Annotated in this window: 10 protein-coding genes; 7 read left to right on the forward strand and 3 right to left on the reverse strand. The window is 64.6% G+C overall.

The window, feature by feature from the left end:
* Window positions 1–123 precede the first annotated feature (123 nt).
* The gene (locus SH412_RS02795; protein WP_336521986.1) at window positions 124–1,278 is read left to right on the forward strand and encodes a right-handed parallel beta-helix repeat-containing protein; all 1,155 of its coding nucleotides are present in this window, start codon (window positions 124–126) and stop codon (window positions 1,276–1,278) included.
* Window positions 1,279–1,284: 6 nt separating this feature from the next.
* Here SH412_RS02795 and SH412_RS02800 read toward each other — a convergent pair whose 3' ends face one another.
* Together SH412_RS02800 and SH412_RS02805 are read right to left on the reverse strand one after the other, a co-directional pair.
* Window positions 1,285–3,459 (reverse strand): serine/threonine protein kinase, encoded by a 2,175-nt coding sequence (locus SH412_RS02800; RefSeq protein ID WP_336521987.1) that lies wholly within the window; start codon window positions 3,457–3,459, stop codon window positions 1,285–1,287.
* 120 nt (window positions 3,460–3,579) lie between these two features.
* Complete coding sequence (locus tag SH412_RS02805) at window positions 3,580–4,506, reverse strand: alpha/beta hydrolase (protein WP_336521988.1); 927 nt, start codon at window positions 4,504–4,506, stop codon at window positions 3,580–3,582.
* Between the two features lie 375 nt (window positions 4,507–4,881).
* Between SH412_RS02805 and SH412_RS02810 the strand changes: the two genes are divergently transcribed.
* The 3 genes from SH412_RS02810 to SH412_RS02820 are packed head-to-tail and all read left to right on the forward strand — an operon-like array spanning window position 4,882 to window position 8,997.
* On the forward strand, window positions 4,882–5,841 hold the full coding sequence (locus SH412_RS02810; RefSeq protein WP_336521989.1) for an AAA family ATPase: 960 nt from the start codon (window positions 4,882–4,884) through the stop codon (window positions 5,839–5,841).
* Window positions 5,838–7,145, forward strand: coding sequence for a DUF58 domain-containing protein (locus SH412_RS02815; RefSeq protein ID WP_336521990.1), 1,308 nt, complete (start codon window positions 5,838–5,840; stop codon window positions 7,143–7,145). Before SH412_RS02810 ends, SH412_RS02815 begins: the two co-directional genes overlap by 4 nt.
* 4 nt (window positions 7,146–7,149) lie before the next feature.
* Window positions 7,150–8,997 carry a DUF4129 domain-containing protein gene (locus tag SH412_RS02820; protein ID WP_336521991.1) on the forward strand — a complete coding sequence of 616 codons (1,848 nt, stop codon included), beginning with the start codon at window positions 7,150–7,152 and terminating at the stop codon, window positions 8,995–8,997.
* Between the two features lie 187 nt (window positions 8,998–9,184).
* On the opposite strand, the gene SH412_RS02825 is transcribed toward SH412_RS02820, so the two are convergent.
* The gene (locus tag SH412_RS02825) at window positions 9,185–11,383 is read right to left on the reverse strand and encodes a M28 family peptidase (protein WP_336521992.1); all 2,199 of its coding nucleotides are present in this window, start codon (window positions 11,381–11,383) and stop codon (window positions 9,185–9,187) included.
* 314 nt (window positions 11,384–11,697) lie between these two features.
* Here SH412_RS02825 and SH412_RS02830 point away from each other — a divergent pair, with 314 nt between their 5' ends.
* The 3 genes from SH412_RS02830 to SH412_RS02840 all read left to right on the forward strand — a co-directional run bounded on the left by SH412_RS02830 (window position 11,698) and on the right by SH412_RS02840 (window position 15,426).
* Window positions 11,698–12,690, forward strand: a complete 993-nt coding sequence (locus tag SH412_RS02830) for an ABC transporter substrate-binding protein (RefSeq protein WP_336521993.1) — start codon at window positions 11,698–11,700, stop codon at window positions 12,688–12,690.
* A gap of 141 nt (window positions 12,691–12,831) precedes the next feature.
* A complete protein-coding gene (locus SH412_RS02835; RefSeq protein ID WP_336521994.1) occupies window positions 12,832–14,322 on the forward strand; it encodes a sugar ABC transporter ATP-binding protein in 1,491 nt (496 codons plus the stop codon).
* Window positions 14,323–15,426: an ABC transporter permease gene (locus SH412_RS02840; protein WP_336521995.1), complete on the forward strand. Its 1,104-nt coding sequence runs from the start codon at window positions 14,323–14,325 to the stop codon at window positions 15,424–15,426.
* The last annotated feature ends 39 nt before the right edge of the window (window positions 15,427–15,465 follow it).

Consider the following 15,465-nt stretch of genomic DNA (forward strand, 5'->3'; position numbering starts at 1 on the left):
GCGTCCAACTGGCAGGCGGAGTATTTTTCGGATTGGATTGGTGCTGCATTCGGTACTGTCGTCCGCCACAATCGTGTTGGCACATTGTCCTGCCCGTGGCAGTTGCCGAATCAGGAGTTGTCCATGTCGCTGCTCAGTCGCCCGATCGTGTTCGTGCTCGTCGCAGGCCTGTGTCCAACATTCGTTCACGCCGCCGACGAGCCAACTTTTAGTCGCACGGTTCAGGTGCGCGCCGCCTCGCAGTTGAAACCGGCCGTGGCAAATGCCCGTCCGGGCGATGACATCGTCATCGCCAAAGGGGTCTATCCCGGGCCGATGTATTTCACCGTCGTCGGGACGAAGGAACAGCCGATTCGCATCCGGGGGGCCAGCGCCGCCACGGCTCCGGTGATTCGGGGCGGCCAGGTTGGCCTGCAGCTTTCCTCATCGCACTACGTGACGCTGCAGGATCTGATTCTGGAAGGGGGAACGCAGAACGGGTTGAGTCTTGACGATGGCGGCAAGCTGGATCGGCCCGCGACGGAAATTGATCTGATCCGCGTCGTCGTTCGCAAGGTGGGGGCCGGGGGAAACGAGGACGGAATCAAGCTCTCCGGGCTGCAGCACTTCCGCGTGACGGACTGCAAGCTGGAGGGCTGGGGGGGCGGCGGACAGGGGATCGACATGGTCGGATGCCGGAACGGCGAGATCACCGGCTGTACGTTCGACGGACTGGGGACTTCGCAACTTGGCCTGCAGGCCAAGGGAGGCAGCCGCGACATTCTGGTTGAGCGGTGCCGTTTCCGCGACATCCGCGAACGGGGCCTGCAGATCGGCGGCTCCACCGGCAACCAGTTCTTTCGTCCCAGTTTGCAGGCGTTCGAGGCGAAAGATGTGACGGTCCGCGACTGTTACTTCTGCCGTTGCGGGGCGGGCATTGCGTTCGTCAACATCGACGGCGCGGTCGTCGAACGCAACATCGTGTATCAGCCGCGCATGTGGGCCTTCCGGATCCTTCAGGAGCGCACCGGGCCGGAGTTCACTCCCTGCCGGAATGGCAAGATCTTCGACAACGTGATCGTGTGGAACACGAAGGAGTGGCGGACGGCCATCAACGTCGGCGGCGGCACTGCGGCCCAGACGTTTCAGTTCGCCCGCAATACCTGGTACTGCGAAGATCAGCCGGCTCGCAGCCGGCCGGACAGCCTGCCGGTCGCCGAGCAGGATGGAGTCTACGGCAAAGACCCTCACGTCACCGCGACGAAGGACTGCGAGCTGAAGCTTGGGGACGGCCAGTAGCGGCTGCTACCTCCCCGCGACGATCGTCGCGCCCGCGTCCCAGCCAGTCGAAACGAGGCCCTGAGCCGACGACCGGTTTTTGAGGTCCTGCCACCAGTGGAGGGCGTCGGCCCGCACCCAGAGTCCGCCGCAGGAGGCTTGCAGCAGTTCGTCGAGCTCCTGAGCCGTCTGTGGCCGGTCGCCGGGCTGCTTGGCGAGACAACGAAGCAGCACGCGTTCGAGCTCCGGATTGACTGGCCGGCCGCACTGCTCGGACGGTGGGACAGGCGGGGTTTCCGCATGCTGGCGGACGATTTCGAGGACATTCGCCCCCTCGAAGACGGGCCGGCCGGTCAGCAGAAAGTAGCCCACCGCTCCGATGGCGTAGATGTCGCTGCGGGCGTCGACGTCCTCGGGAGTTCTGATCGCTTCGGGAGACAGATACAGGGGCGTTCCCGTCATGCCGCCGGCTGAGGTGAGATTGGACTGCTGCTGGGCATCGAGTGCCTTGACGAGGCCGAAGTCGAGGACTTTGACGAAGTCCGGCACGCCGCCGCGCAGGGAGAGCATGATGTTCGCGGGTTTAATGTCGCGGTGAATCAGCCCGATGCCGTGCGCTTCGGCGAGCGAGCCGCAGATCTGCCGGAGAATGTGGGCCGTCCGCCCGTCCGACTGCGGGCCGTACTGTTTGATCAGATCTTCGAGGTTCAGTCCGTCGAGATACTCCATGGCATAGTAGAAGATTCCTTCGGGCGTCCGGCCGTAGTCGTAGACCGCGATTGTGTTGGGATGGACGAGCTGACTGGTGAGCTTGACCTCCCGTTCGAAGCGGGCGACGGTCTGGTCGTTCGTCTTTTCGGGATGCAGGAATTTGATGGCGGTTGGCCGGAGCAGCAGAGCGTGATGACCGTGGTAGACCACGCCCATGCCTCCTTCGCCGAGTTTTTCGTCGAGCGTGTACTGACCGAGCTGCTTGGCGTCGAGGGCCGCCCGGCGGGCCTCGCGGTTCAATCGCGCGTTGACGATTGAGAATCCGAAGATGGCGGCGGAAGCGGCCCCCAGCATCGCGAACATGCTCCAGAACGTGGTGCGGATAATGCGCATCGCGCGAAACGCATCGTCGGCGTCGATTTCGGTGCCGACTCCGAATTCGTAATCATCCAGCCATGTCCAGGCGCCCACAGACTGCACGCCGCGGTAGTCGCGATAACCGACGGTATTGTTCCCGCTGGCGCCTTCGATGGCGCCGGCCGCCAGGGCCGTCAGCGGTTGTTCGGACCGGGGAGTCTTTGTGCGTTCGCCGGCGACAAGGTCGACGCCCGGATTGCGCAAGGACACGTTCAGGACCGAGTCGGCGTCTTCTGTCAGCAGACCGATTTCACGGAGCTGCTCGTCAAAGCGACTCTCCGACAGCAACAGGCCGTTGCGGTCGAACGCGTAGGTTTCGCCGGTGGTCCCGGCCCGCGCCACCTGCAGGATCTGGCTGAATTCGTCGTCGGGGCGCAGTCTCAGTCCGAGGGCAGCGATGACCGTGCCGTCGTCGGCTTTGACGGGTGCAAAGGCAAACATCGTGGGAACGCCGGCCCGCATCTGCCCGTGGCGATCGGGCAGGATGATGCGACTTTTCATCGGGCGCGAGACTCCCGTCTTTCCCGCCAGGACGCTTTCGACCGTGGCCTTCGACTCCTCGTCCGTCGTGGTCAATCCGACGGCGTCGTCGCGTTCGCAGGCAATGACCTTGCGTTCCCGATTCAGGACAATGAAGCCGTTCATCCCGTGCCCTTCCAGCACGGGTTCCAGTTCCGCCCGCAACCGCGGCAGCTCTGCGGACGCCGTCAAAACGTTCTTCGAAGACTCGGGTTGCTCGGCGAGACTGATGAGCGCCCGGACCTGCTCACGCAATTGCACATCGCGTGCAACGCCAGCGGCAACCTGCTCCTGCGACTTCAACCAGACGCGCAGCGCCGTGACGTCGGTTTCAAGAATCGCCTGGAGATCGGCGCGCAGATCTTCCTGCAGCGTCTTCTCAACGGCATTCCGCATGACCAGCCCGATGGCGCCCAGCAGGACGCCGGCGATGATCGGCCAGATCCAGAGCTGTTTGAGCAAGAGCACATTGGTCCGCGCCAGCGTCCGGACGACGCTTCGGGCGGAGGACGTTCGGGAAACGCGGGATGTCCCAGGAGCAGGCTGAGAGTTCATCAAAGATCCGTTGCGGGAGCGGGCTGAACCGGCTCAGGTCGGGCGGAACTTGCAATCAGTGTTGTCCGCCTGAGGTATCGTGGCAGGCCGAACGCGGTTTTGCCAGCAGCACCCCGTCGGTCAGCGGGCGCCTTGTTCCGAAGTCGATGCGGGGAGATGCTGGTCGAACCAGTCGGCGAAACGAGGCAGGTCCAGGATCATTGTCGGCCAGCCATGCTTTTTTCCGGGACGGACTTCGAGCCGGACCGTCCGACCGATCGCCGCGGCTTTCGCGGCGAATCGCTCCGACTGGTCGAGAGGCACGAGCGTGTCGGCGTCGCCGTGGACGATCAGAATCGGGGGCAGCGCCAGCGTGATGTGATCGATGGGGGAGAGGTCGCGGCCGAGAACTTTCCATTCGTCGACAGTTTCGGCACGCGGTCCGAAGCCTTTCTTGAAGCTCTTCGGAGGACCGCCGTCGCCGGGATTCTCTGTGGACGCGCCGAGATTCAGCAGATCGGTCACCGGGTAAAAACAGGCGACGCATTGCACGGCGCTCGACTCGCGATCAATGGGATCGGGGGCGTCCACCGGTCCGGGGCCGCCGCGGGTGGCGAGCATCAGCGACAGGTGGCCGCCCGAGCTTCCTCCTACGACGCCGATACGGTTTTCGTCGATTCCGTACTTGGCCCGGTTGTGTCGGATGAATCGAATGGCCCGGTGCATATCCTCGACGATGTCGCCGATGAGACACTTCGGCTGCGAAATGTGCTGGGCCGCGAAAATCGTATAGCCCCGCCGGAGAAACGGTGCAAACAGGAACGGCTGCACCCCTTCCGGGCCGGATTTCCAGCCGCCGCTGACCATCAGGACGACTGCGGCCCCATTCGGATGCGGCGGCTGGAAGACATCCATCAGTAACTCGGCATCGCCCCGGTGTCCGTAGACGATATTGGCCGTCCGCTCGGAGGGCGCCAGGAACCACCACCAGTAGATGCCCCCGACCGCAATCGCGAGGGTCGTGAGCGAGATCCCGCCCCAGAGCAGCAGTCGTTTCAGCCAGATCATCGTGTTACCCATGCCGGTAGCGTGTCACGCAGACAATCGCCGGGATTCGTCCGCCTCCAACCGCTGTCACCGCGGACTTTCGTTGACGAGTTCTGCAGCCCGTTTATATCGCGGTTTAGAGAGCACCGGCTACGAACCTCGAAGACGCTGTCGAATCGCCCGGCGGAATTCCGTCCAGCGTTTCCGCCCGCAGCGGCGTACATCGGGCATCGACACTCCCGTCGAACGGATCGCTGCTGCGCCGAATTCAGGCGCATTCCCAGTCCCTTGCAGCGCTCGGTCAAGATCGCAACTCGTTACCAGTCAATCGATTACCCCAGGACGCAGGGTGGCTGAGCCGAGGGTTCGGCCGTGCCACCGCCGAGGACGCTTCGCATGACGCAGGTGAATCTGACGGCCAAGAAGATCGTGGCCAACGTCGAAAAGGTCGTCATCGGCAAGCGGCAGGAGGTGCTGCTTGCCCTGACCGCCTGGCTCTGCGAAGGTCACATTCTGCTCGAAGACGTCCCCGGCGTCGCCAAGACGATGCTCGCGCGGGCGCTCGCCGCCAGCGTCGGCTGTTCTTTCAAGCGGGTCCAGTGCACCCCCGACCTGCTTCCGACCGACATCACCGGCGCCTCGATCTTCAACCCGAAGACGACCGAGTTCGAATTCCGCGCCGGTCCCCTCTTTGCCCAGACCGTTCTGGCCGACGAAATCAACCGCACCACGCCCCGCACCCAGGCGGCCCTGCTCGAAGCGATGGCCGAACGCCGGGTGACCGTCGACGGCGTCACCTACGAACTCGAACGCCCCTTCCTGGTCATCGCGACCCAGAACCCCGTCGACCACGAAGGGACGTTCCCGCTCCCCGAGGCGCAGCTCGACCGCTTTCTCGTTCGGCTGTCCCTCGGCTATCCCGAGGAAGAGGAGGAACGGCGGATGCTGGAGTTGCTGCGCAAGGAGCATCCGATTGATCGCCTCGATGCAGTCGTTTCCGCCGCCGAGATGATCGCCTGCCAGCAGGCCGTCCGCGAAGTCTACGTCGATCCCAAGGTCCGGGACTACATCGTGCAGCTCATTCGCAATACGCGGGAGCATCCGGACATTGCCCTCGGCGGCAGTCCCCGGGCCTCGATGGCGCTCTACCGGGCCGCCCAGGCGCGGGCCGCAATCCGCGACCACGATTTCGTCCTGCCCGACGACGTGAAGCGAGTCGCCCAGGCGGTCCTGTCACACCGCCTGATCGTCCGCCCCGAAAGCCGCCTGCGGAAGATCACCGCCGCCAGCGTGGTCACCGAGATCCTGGAAGAGACCTCCATTCCCACCGTCTCTTCCACGGCAGGCGCCTCATGAGATGGATCCTCGGGGCCATCCTGCTGCTGATCGTCGGCATGGTGTTCCAGCTCGGGCTGCTGGTCTACGCGATGTACGTCCTTCTGGGCGTGCTCGTCGTCAGCCGGTATCTGGCCCGCGAGTGGATTCAGAACGTCGTCGTCACCCGCGAATGCAGCCGCCTGACGGCCCGGATCGGCGAGACGGTCGCGGTCATTGTCACGCTGAAAAACTCCGGGCGCTGGCCAATTCCCTGGCTGCTCGTGGAAGATTCCGTCCCGCGCGACGCCCTCGCCGAGCGACCTCCGCGGATCACGCTGGAGGGCAAGCGGGTTGGAATTCTCCAATTTTCAGCGGGCGGCGAGAAACGCCTGCTGTACCAGGTGACGTTCAACCGCCGGGGCTATTATCAGCTCGGACCGCTGCTGCTGGAGAGCGGCGACCTGTTCGGGCTGCATCGCCGGTTCCGCGTCGAATCGGAGCCGCACTACGTGCTCGTCTATCCCCGCGTGGTCGCCATTGAGGGCTACAACATCGCCTCCCGCCGGCCAATCGGCGAAGTCCGTCTGACGTATCGCCTGTTCGAAGATCCGACGCGCATCGCCGGCGTCCGCGAGTACCGGGCGGGCGATTCCCTCAACCGCATCCACTGGCGGGCCACCGCCCGGACTGGGGCTCTGCACTCAAAGGTCTACGAACCGTCGTGCGTGGCCGGCATGACGCTGCTGCTCGACTTCCATCGCGACAGCTACCCGGCACGTGGAGAGCCGCATCGTTCCGATCTGGCGGTGACGACGGCTGCGTCGCTCGCGAACGCCGTGTATCAGCTCGGACAGCAGTTTGGCCTGATGACCAACGGCCGCGACGCTGCCGACCGGATCCGCCAGGAAGGGGCGCGCCACGAGTTCCGGACCCGCGCGATGGCCAAGGACTCGACCGGCATGCTCGATCAGAACGACCGTCTCCGCCCGGTCGTCGTGGAAACCCGCCGGGGAGCCGAACAGCTCCAGCGGATTCTGGAGACGCTGGCCCGCGTCGAGCTGACCGACGGTCTGACCTTCCCGCAGTTCACGCAGGAAGTCGCCAGCCGGATGCCGCGCGACGCGACCGTCGTGGCGATCCTGTCGGAGGTCCCCCCCGAGACGGCGATTGCGCTCGGCAACCTGCGTCGTTCCGGCTTCGCGGTGACTGCGGTCCTGACTTTGCCCAACGATGACCGTACGAACGAAGGGGCCGGCCGGCTGATGGCCGAAGGGGTCAGCATCCGCAGCATCGGCAACGAAGTGGAGATCTCCAGTCTCTGCGGCGAACAGTGGGTGAGGTGACGTCATGGCGAAAGTGCGCCGCGAGAAAACGCTCGCCGATTACGTGGTCATCGCCATCAGCCCGGCGCTGATCATGCTGCTCGTGGGGAGCCTCTCATTCTTTCTGCTGGAAGCCAGCTACGCCGGCGAGCACCGGGAGCGGATGCAGTGGGTGCTGTTCTGGTTCGTCTTCGGCGCTGTCCTCGTGGCGCGGATCGGCATCGAGCAGAGTCCGGAATACGCCGGCCTGTTTGGCGGCGTCCTGGCCGCCGCGGCGGGACTGTTCTGTCTGCGATTTCTGGATTCCGTCGTCATTGCCGGCCTGCTGCTGGCGGTGATCTCCTGGTGCTCCTGGAAACTCACCTGGGACTGCACGCTGATCGATGACAGCGAAGACGCCTCGGGCGAAGGTCTGCTGCAGGCAGCCGGGCTCGATCAGGAGTCGGCCGACCGATCGAACCAGAACGGAGCTTTGCCATCGAAGGTCGCACAACCGGACGAAGATTCGGAAACGGTATCCGAAGATCGCCCGAAGCGCGCCCATGCCCCGGGCTTGTGGGTCATCTACTTCTCGCTGGCGGCGTTGCCGTTGTTCGGCATCGGGCAGCTCTTCATCCCGGCGGCGGACGCCGGGCGCCGGTCGTGGGGCTTTCAGCTTCTGGCGGTCTACGTGGCCTCGGCCCTGGGGTTGCTGCTGACCACCAGTTTTCTCGGGCTGCGGCGTTACCTCCGACAACGTAAGCTGCAGATGCCCGCCGCGATGACCCGCGCCTGGCTGGGCATGGGGGCCGGTCTGGCGCTGGTACTCCTGCTGCTGGCGCTGCTGCTCCCGCGACCGCAGGGGGAATACTCCGTCACCGGCCTGGTCGACAAATTGGACGCCAAAGTCCGCGAAGCCTCGCAGTACGCGATGCTCGGCAAAGACCGCGGCGAAGGGGAAGGCCGCCGGATTGGCCAGCAGGATCCTCAGGCCCAGAAACCCGGCGAAGGGGGCAAGCCCGCCGATCGACAAGCAGAGCCGCAGGGCAAAGATCAGCAGACCGACGGCAAACGCGACGAGCATGCAGCGTCCGGAAAGTCTGAGAATCAGCCGGGGAAACCTCCGCAGGACGGCGGTTCCGGCAAATCCAGCGGCCAGGGGAAACAACAATCGCAGCAGTCGGGGCAGCAGCAACAAGGACAGCAGAAAGCTCCGCAACAGGGGCAGCCTCAGGCCCAGCCTGGACAGCCGAAACAACCGAATCAGCAGGAGCAGGCTCAGCAGAACGGCGGGAAAGGCCGGAATCAGCCCGCTCAACAGCCGCAGGCCCCGCAGCCGCAGACTCCGCCGACTCCGCCGTCGTCCAACTGGCTCGGCTGGTTCGCCTCGTGGTTCCGCTGGCTGATCTACGCGGCGATGGCGATTGCGGTGCTCATCGTCGCGTACCGCAACCGGCAGGCGATGCTCGCCTTCGTCCGCCGGCCGTGGGCGGAACTGCTCAACCTGTGGAATTCGCTGTGGGGCTGGAAGACCGGCGCTGCCGAAGGGGAAGCTGGAGAGAACGCGGAATCCGCCGTTCCTCCCCGGCCGTTTGCCTCATTCGAAAATCCGTTCTTCAGCGGCGCGGACCGGCGGATGACGCCGGCCCAGCTCACGCTCTACACATACGAAGCATTGGAGGCCTGGTCGCGCGAGCAGGCGGTCGAGCGATCCCCGGACCAGACGCCGCTGGAATTCGCCGACGAACTGGGCCGGCACGTTCCCGCGCTGGCGAAGGACGTCGGGCAGACGGTCCAGCTTTACGCGCGCGTGGTCTATGCCCGGAAAGAGCCGGGCCGGGAGAGCATGCAGGTGCTGGAGCGGTTGTGGCGGCGGATGCAGGGGGCGGGGTGACAACACGCCCTCAGGAGAAACCCCCCGCCCCGGGGTTCGCGTCCAGGGCTATTGACTCTATCCACGCCTTCCGGGGCTCAGGAGTCGCTCTCGACGACACCAGGCCATTCGACATTTCACTTCTCGGCGTCTTTGCGTCCCTCTCCGCGCCTTTGCGTGAAACTTTTTCTTCACGGGGCTCACGCCCCTACCGCCGCACCTCCGCCAAGATCACCGTTGCGTCGAATTCCAGCGAGCCCCGGCGGATCGTCAGGCTGGTGGGGGCGCCGGCCCGGGAGCGGCTGATCTCGTCGATCAGATCCTTCGGCTGCAGCACTTCTTTCGGGCCGAATCGCAGCACGACGTCGCCGGCCCGCAGACCGGCCCGCTCGGCGGGGCCGCCCTTGATGACCCGAGCGATCCCGTAACCCGCCTCGTTGTAGGTCCGGTCGATCACCACACCGAGATAGGCCTTGGGAGGCGCGCCGGTCAGCGAACGACTGACATTCGCCGGTCGACCGGCGTCGGCTGGCTGGGCTCCGGCACGCTCGATCGGTGCGAGCTGCGCCAGGGACTCGGAAACGTCGCCCGACGCCGACGGCTGCGGTCGTTCTTCGGCGGTGGCGATCTCGGCGACGATGTCGGCCGTATACCGGGCCAGTTTGCCCATGCCGGGGATGTTGAGCGTCTCGAAGTCATCGTCCGGGCGGTGATACTGCGGATGAAAGCCGGTAAACAGGTGCAGCACCGGGACTCCGCGTTCGTAGAACGACGCGTGGTCGCTCGGGCCGTAACCGCTCGGTCGATGCCGGAGCTTGAGGTCGTAGGCTGCGCCCAGGCGATCGACCATCTCGGAAAACTGGCGGGCCGTGCCGGTGCCGTACATCGTCAGTTCGTCCTTGCGCAGCCGCCCGACCATGTCGAGATTGACCATCGCGACGGTCTGCTGCAGCGGGACGAGTGGATTCTGCACGTAGCGCTTGCTGCCGATCAGTCCCATTTCCTCGGCCGTGAACGCCATAAACAGCACATGCCGGCGGAGCGGTTCCGGACGGGCCGCCAGCAGACGGGCGATTTCCATCAGGACTGCGGTTCCCGACGCGTTGTCATCCGCCCCGTTGTGAATTGCCTTGCCCCCTTCCGAAGAGAGCGAACCCCAGCCCCCCAGGCCCAGATGATCGTAGTGAGCACCGACGACTACAACTTCACCATCGGCCGGGTCAGTCCCAGGCAGGGCCGCAATGACGTTTTTCAAGGTCCGACCTTTGGGGATCACTGAGACGGCGCCCTGCAGGTTCCATCCGGTCAGCGGTCGACTCTGGGCCTGGCCGCTTTCGTCGATCTGCTTCTCAAGGCTCTCCAGGGATTCGCCAAGCGCCAACTCGACCAGCGGCTCAACGGCCGACCGGCGGCAATGGACCACGGGGATGCGCCGTCGGCCCAGACTCGTGCCGACCTGAAACTGCAGCAGGGGATCGATGGCGTTCTCGTCCGGTTCGCTTCCGCGATGTTCGAGTCTGCGGGTTTCGATTTCGTGGGCGTCGGTCACCAGGATCACGGCGGCCGCACCGTGGTCGGCGGCATTGCTGACCTTCTGGGCGAAGAATGCGTACTGAGTATGCTGCAGGCCCTCGAACTTGCTGTCCGGGTCGCTCTGCTGCGGCTCATGCCGAAGGATGATGACGGCTTTGCCCTGCACGTCGAGCTCGTGATAGTCGTCGTATTCGAGCGGCGGAGCGGTGATGCCGTAGCCGACGAAGACCAGCGGCACGTTGAAATTGGCCGAACCGCTCAGCGAGAGGGGCGTGAATTCGCGGCCGACGCTCCAGGCCGTCTCGTTGCCGTCCGGTCCGGAGATCTTGAGTTCGTTGGTGGAACCCAGCCCCAGTTTCGGCGTCAGCATAAACTCGTGGTAGGGCTGCCCGTCGTAGAGATCCGTGCGGAGTCCGGCCTGGCCGAAGGCGCTCGCAATATACTCAGCCGCCTGATCGAGCCCCTCGGTGCCGACCCCGCGTCCCTGGCGATCGTCGTGGGACAGATAGGCCACATCTTCACTGAGCCGGGCTTCGACGGCGGCGTCTGCGATATCGATGGCCAGCGGTTCGTAACCGGTTGCGGGCTTCAGCGGATGAGCGGCGACAACCGGCTTCTCGGCAGTCACGGGAACGGGAGCGGGGGCAGCCGCACGGACGATATTCACGGGAGCCGGTCTTTGTGGCGTCGACGCGTTCCGCGTGGATTCGCCCGGCAGCGGATCGGCGGCGATCCAGCCGACGATCACGGCGCACGGCAAAGCGACCAGCAGTCCGAGCAGCGTCAGCCGGCGCTGGAAGCGGTCGGCGGCGGATTCCACCAGCGGGAGTTTGGAGATTGTCGTCTGCACGTTCACACCATCTGCACGAGTCACCGGGGCAGTCCAGCTTTTCAGGCTAATCCCCTCCGGCGACCGTTGTAAACCGGGGTTTTTCTGTGGCAGAGGGAGTTTTCTCGTGTTCGTGCGGCGCCGAACCGCAAGGTGCAAAGATTCCGAAACAGGATGATCGGGAGCCTGAACAACCCGGCGGAAATCCGGGGTCGGACGCGGAAGCTGCGGATGTTCCAGCATGGTTTGGCGACGAGTCCGCTCGAACGCTACGATAGGGCTTCCATCGGCAGTCTCGCATGTCTTTGCGATGACTTCTCCGGTCTCTTCCATTGATGATCATTCCGGGAGCCTCTTCCATGAAGCGATGTCTGGTGCTGGCGTGTGCCGTGATTCTGGCCGCAGGCTGTTCCGGCGGCGGCGGTGCAACCCCCGCCGGCACGGCCGACGGCGGAACGAAAACGCTCCGGATCGCAATGATTCCCAAAGGAACCACTCACGAATTCTGGCGGTCGGTCCACGCCGGCGCCGAGAAGGCGGCGAAGGAACTGGGGGGCGTGGAAATCCTCTGGAAAGGCCCCGCGACCGAGGACGATCGCGAAAGCCAGATCAGCCTGGTGCAGGAATTCATCGTTCAGAAAGTCGACGGCATCTGCCTGGCGCCGCTCGATGCCGCGGCCCTGGTGCCATATGTTGAGGAATCCGTCGAAAAGAAGATCCCGGTCGTGGTCTTCGACAGCGGGCTTGCGAAAGAGGACGCGATCGTCTCCTACGTGGCGACCGACAATCGCAAAGGGGGAGAACTTGCCGCGCACCGCCTGGCGGAAGTTCTGGGCAAGCAGGGCAACGTCATCATGCTTCGATACAACAAAGGGAGCGAGAGCACCGAGCAGCGAGAAGAGGGCTTCCTGGAAACTCTTTCGAAGGATTATCCGGACATCAAGGTCCTTTCGTCGGACCAGTATGCGGGGACCAAACCCGAACAATCGCTGGCCAACGCCGACCAGATTCTGCGCAAGTACAAGGACGAAGTGAATGGGATCTTCGCGGTCTGCGAGCCCAACGCAACCGGCGTTCTGAAAGCCTTGGAGAATCTCGATCTGGCGACCAAGGTCAAGTTTGTTGCCTTCGACCCAAACGCCCCGCTGATCGCCGGGCTGGAAGCGAAGAAGGTCGACGGGATCGTCCTGCAGGACCCCGTCACGATGGGCTACGATTCTGTAATGGCGATGGTCAAGCACCTTCGCGGCGAAAAGGTCGAGAAGCGGATCAGCACCGGCGAGTACGTCGCCACGCCGGAGAACATGCACGACGAGCAGATGACGAAACTGCTCAAACCGGAGCAGCACTGACGGGTGTTGAGCGTCGAGCATCGAGCGTTGAGGGACAGAGTCAAATTCTGCGGTCTTGCGTATTTCTCAACTCTCAACTCTCAACTCTCAACTCTCAACGCTCAACGAGTAGCCTCACGTCTCCAGCTCCACGGCCTGCCCATGTCCCTCCTTCAGATGACCGGTGTTTCGAAACGCTTCGGCGGGACGCAGGCCCTGCGGAACGTGTCGCTCTCCGTACTGCCCGGGCGGGTGCTGGCGCTCATTGGCGAGAACGGGGCGGGCAAAAGCACGCTGATGAAAATCCTCAGCGGGGCGCATCCGCCCGATTCGGGAGTGATGCAGCTCGACGGCCGGCCCTATGCACCGTCCGGGCCGCTGGGCGCCCGGCGGGCCGGGGTCGCGATGATCTACCAGGAGCTGAACCTCGCCCCGCATCTGTCGGTCGAGGACAACATCATGCTCGGGCAGGAGGCCCGCCGGTTTGGCTGTCTACTGCGGCGGTCGGTACAGCGACCGCGGGTCCGCGAGGCGCTCGACTGGCTGGGACATCCCGACCTCCGGCCGGAGACCCCCGTCGGCGAACTCTCCGTGGCGGCCCAGCAGCTTGTGGAAATCGCCCGGGCTCTGGTGCTCGACGCCAAGGTGATCGTTTTCGACGAGCCGACCAGTTCGCTTCCGCAGCGCGACGTGCGGCGGCTGTTCGAAGTCGTTCGGCGACTGAAGGAGCAGGGGCGGGGAATCGTTTATATCAGCCACTTTCTCGAAGAAGTCCGGGAACTGTGTGATGACTATGCCGTTTTGAGGGACGGAGAATCCGTCGGTTCCGGCGATCTGGCAGGAGTGACGGAAGAGCAGATCGTCTCGCTGATGGTGGGGCGTACGGTCGAGGAGCTGTTCCCCAGCGTGCCTCACACGGCCGGTGACACTGTTCTGCAGGTGAAAGACCTCTCCGGCCGGCGGTCCCCGCGGGATGTACGACTGGAATTGAAACGGGGAGAGATCTTCGGCCTGGCGGGCCTCGTCGGAGCGGGGCGGACTGAACTGATCCGCTGCCTGTTCGGACTCGACGCCGTTCGATCGGGCCGCGTGCAGGTCGCGGCGCTGACGCCGGCGGCTTCGCCCCGGAGCCGGATGCAGGCCGGTCTGGGAATGGTCTCCGAGGACCGCAAGCGGGAGGGGCTGGCGCAGGGGCAGTCGATCGCCGACAATCTGACGCTCAGCCGGCTGTCCCCCTATGCCAGCGCCGGCTGGTTGAATCTGAGCCGACGGCGGGAAGCCGTCTCCCACTGGCTGCGGCGGCTGCAGGTCAAATGCAGGGACCAGGAACAGATGATCGGCGAGCTGTCGGGCGGCAATCAGCAGAAAGTGGCGATCGCCCGCGTGCTGCATCAGGGAGCCGAGATTCTGCTGCTTGACGAGCCGACGCGCGGGATCGATGTGGGAACCAAGTCGGAGATCTATCGGCTGATGGGCGAACTGGCCGCCTCCGGTAAGACGGTCCTCTTTGTCAGCTCGTACCTGACCGAGCTGCTGGCAGTCTGCGACCGGATCGGCGTGATGAGCCGGGGACGTCTGCGGGAAGTCCGTCCAACCGGCGAGTGGACTGAAGAGTCAATCATGAATGTCGCCGTCAGTGGAGAGGGAGAGTAGATGATCGCGCCGGCGGGTCTGTCTCAGACGGAATCGGGGCCGAAAGACGGACGGGGGCGACTGCTGCGCCGCTGGATCAGCGAACTCGGCCCGCTGCTGGCCCTGGTGCTCGTCTTCACCGGCTTTGCGCTGGCCGAGAGCGCGATGTCCGGCCGATCGGTCTTCACCTCCTCCGACAATATCCGGACGATGCTGGTCAACAGCAGCGTGGTCGGCATCTGCGCCCTCGGCATGACTGTCGTGATCATTGCTGGTGGCATTGATCTGTCGGTCGGGACGGGGATTGCCCTCTGCGCCACCGTCCTGGCGGCAGCCCTCCTGAACGGGATGCCGGCTGTTCCGGCCCTGCTCCTCACGCTGCTCGCCGGAACGCTCCTGGGTGTCGTGAACGGCTTGCTGGTCAGTCTGCTGCGCGTCGTCCCCTTCATCGTGACCCTGGGGACGATGACCATTTTCCTGGGCGCCGCCAAGCTCCTGGCGACGTATGCCAGCAACTCACAGACGGTCCGTCCCAATCCCGAAACTCAGGTCCCGCCCGCGCTGCTGGCCTTGCTGAGCACTCGGAATGCGGCCCTGTGGCCGACGGAACTGACGGGAAATTCCGCCATCGACGGCTGGTACGACTATCTGCGGCACCCCGCCGGATTGTGGTGCGGTCTGCTGCTTGCGCTCTCCGTGGCCGCCCTGCTCCGATACTCGATCTTCGGCCGGTACGTCTACGCGCTCGGTTCGAACGAAGCCACGGCCCGACTGTGCGGCGTCAATGTCCCGCTGAATCGGATTGCCGTGTACGCAGTTTGCGGACTGTTTGTCGGATTGGCCGGAATCTACCAGTTCTCTCGGCTCTCCAGCGGCAACCCGACGTCGGGTCTGGGGCTGGAATTGAAGGTAATCGCGGCGGTCGTCATCGGCGGCGGCAGCCTCAGCGGCGGACGGGGCTCGGTCCTCGGAACGCTGGCAGGCGCAGCGATGATGTCCGTCATCTCCAGCGGCTGCACCCAGCTCGAACTGAGCAACGACGTACAGGACATCATCATCGGCGCAGTCATCATCGCCGCGGTCAGCCTGGACCAGTGGCGGCAACGGCGCGGCCAGACATCTTGAGACCGCACCGGCAACCACGCGGTATCCGAAGAATCGCTG

The sequence above is a fragment of the Planctellipticum variicoloris genome (assembly GCF_030622045.1).
Lineage (GTDB): Bacteria > Planctomycetota > Planctomycetia > Planctomycetales > Planctomycetaceae > Planctellipticum > Planctellipticum variicoloris.

Excerpts from the sequence above, each read along its gene's own strand:
- SH412_RS02795 (WP_336521986.1), top strand. The coding sequence starts at position 124 with ATGTCGCTGCTCAGTCGCCCGATCGTGTTCGTGCTCGTCGCAGGCCTG.
- SH412_RS02800 (WP_336521987.1), bottom strand. The coding sequence starts at position 3,459 with ATGAACTCTCAGCCTGCTCCTGGGACATCCCGCGTTTCCCGAACGTCC.
- SH412_RS02805 (WP_336521988.1), bottom strand. The coding sequence starts at position 4,506 with ATGATCTGGCTGAAACGACTGCTGCTCTGGGGCGGGATCTCGCTCACG.
- SH412_RS02810 (WP_336521989.1), top strand. The coding sequence starts at position 4,882 with ATGACGCAGGTGAATCTGACGGCCAAGAAGATCGTGGCCAACGTCGAA.
- SH412_RS02815 (WP_336521990.1), top strand. The coding sequence starts at position 5,838 with ATGAGATGGATCCTCGGGGCCATCCTGCTGCTGATCGTCGGCATGGTG.
- SH412_RS02820 (WP_336521991.1), top strand. The coding sequence starts at position 7,150 with ATGGCGAAAGTGCGCCGCGAGAAAACGCTCGCCGATTACGTGGTCATC.
- SH412_RS02830 (WP_336521993.1), top strand. The coding sequence starts at position 11,698 with ATGAAGCGATGTCTGGTGCTGGCGTGTGCCGTGATTCTGGCCGCAGGC.
- SH412_RS02835 (WP_336521994.1), top strand. The coding sequence starts at position 12,832 with ATGTCCCTCCTTCAGATGACCGGTGTTTCGAAACGCTTCGGCGGGACG.
- SH412_RS02840 (WP_336521995.1), top strand. The coding sequence starts at position 14,323 with ATGATCGCGCCGGCGGGTCTGTCTCAGACGGAATCGGGGCCGAAAGAC.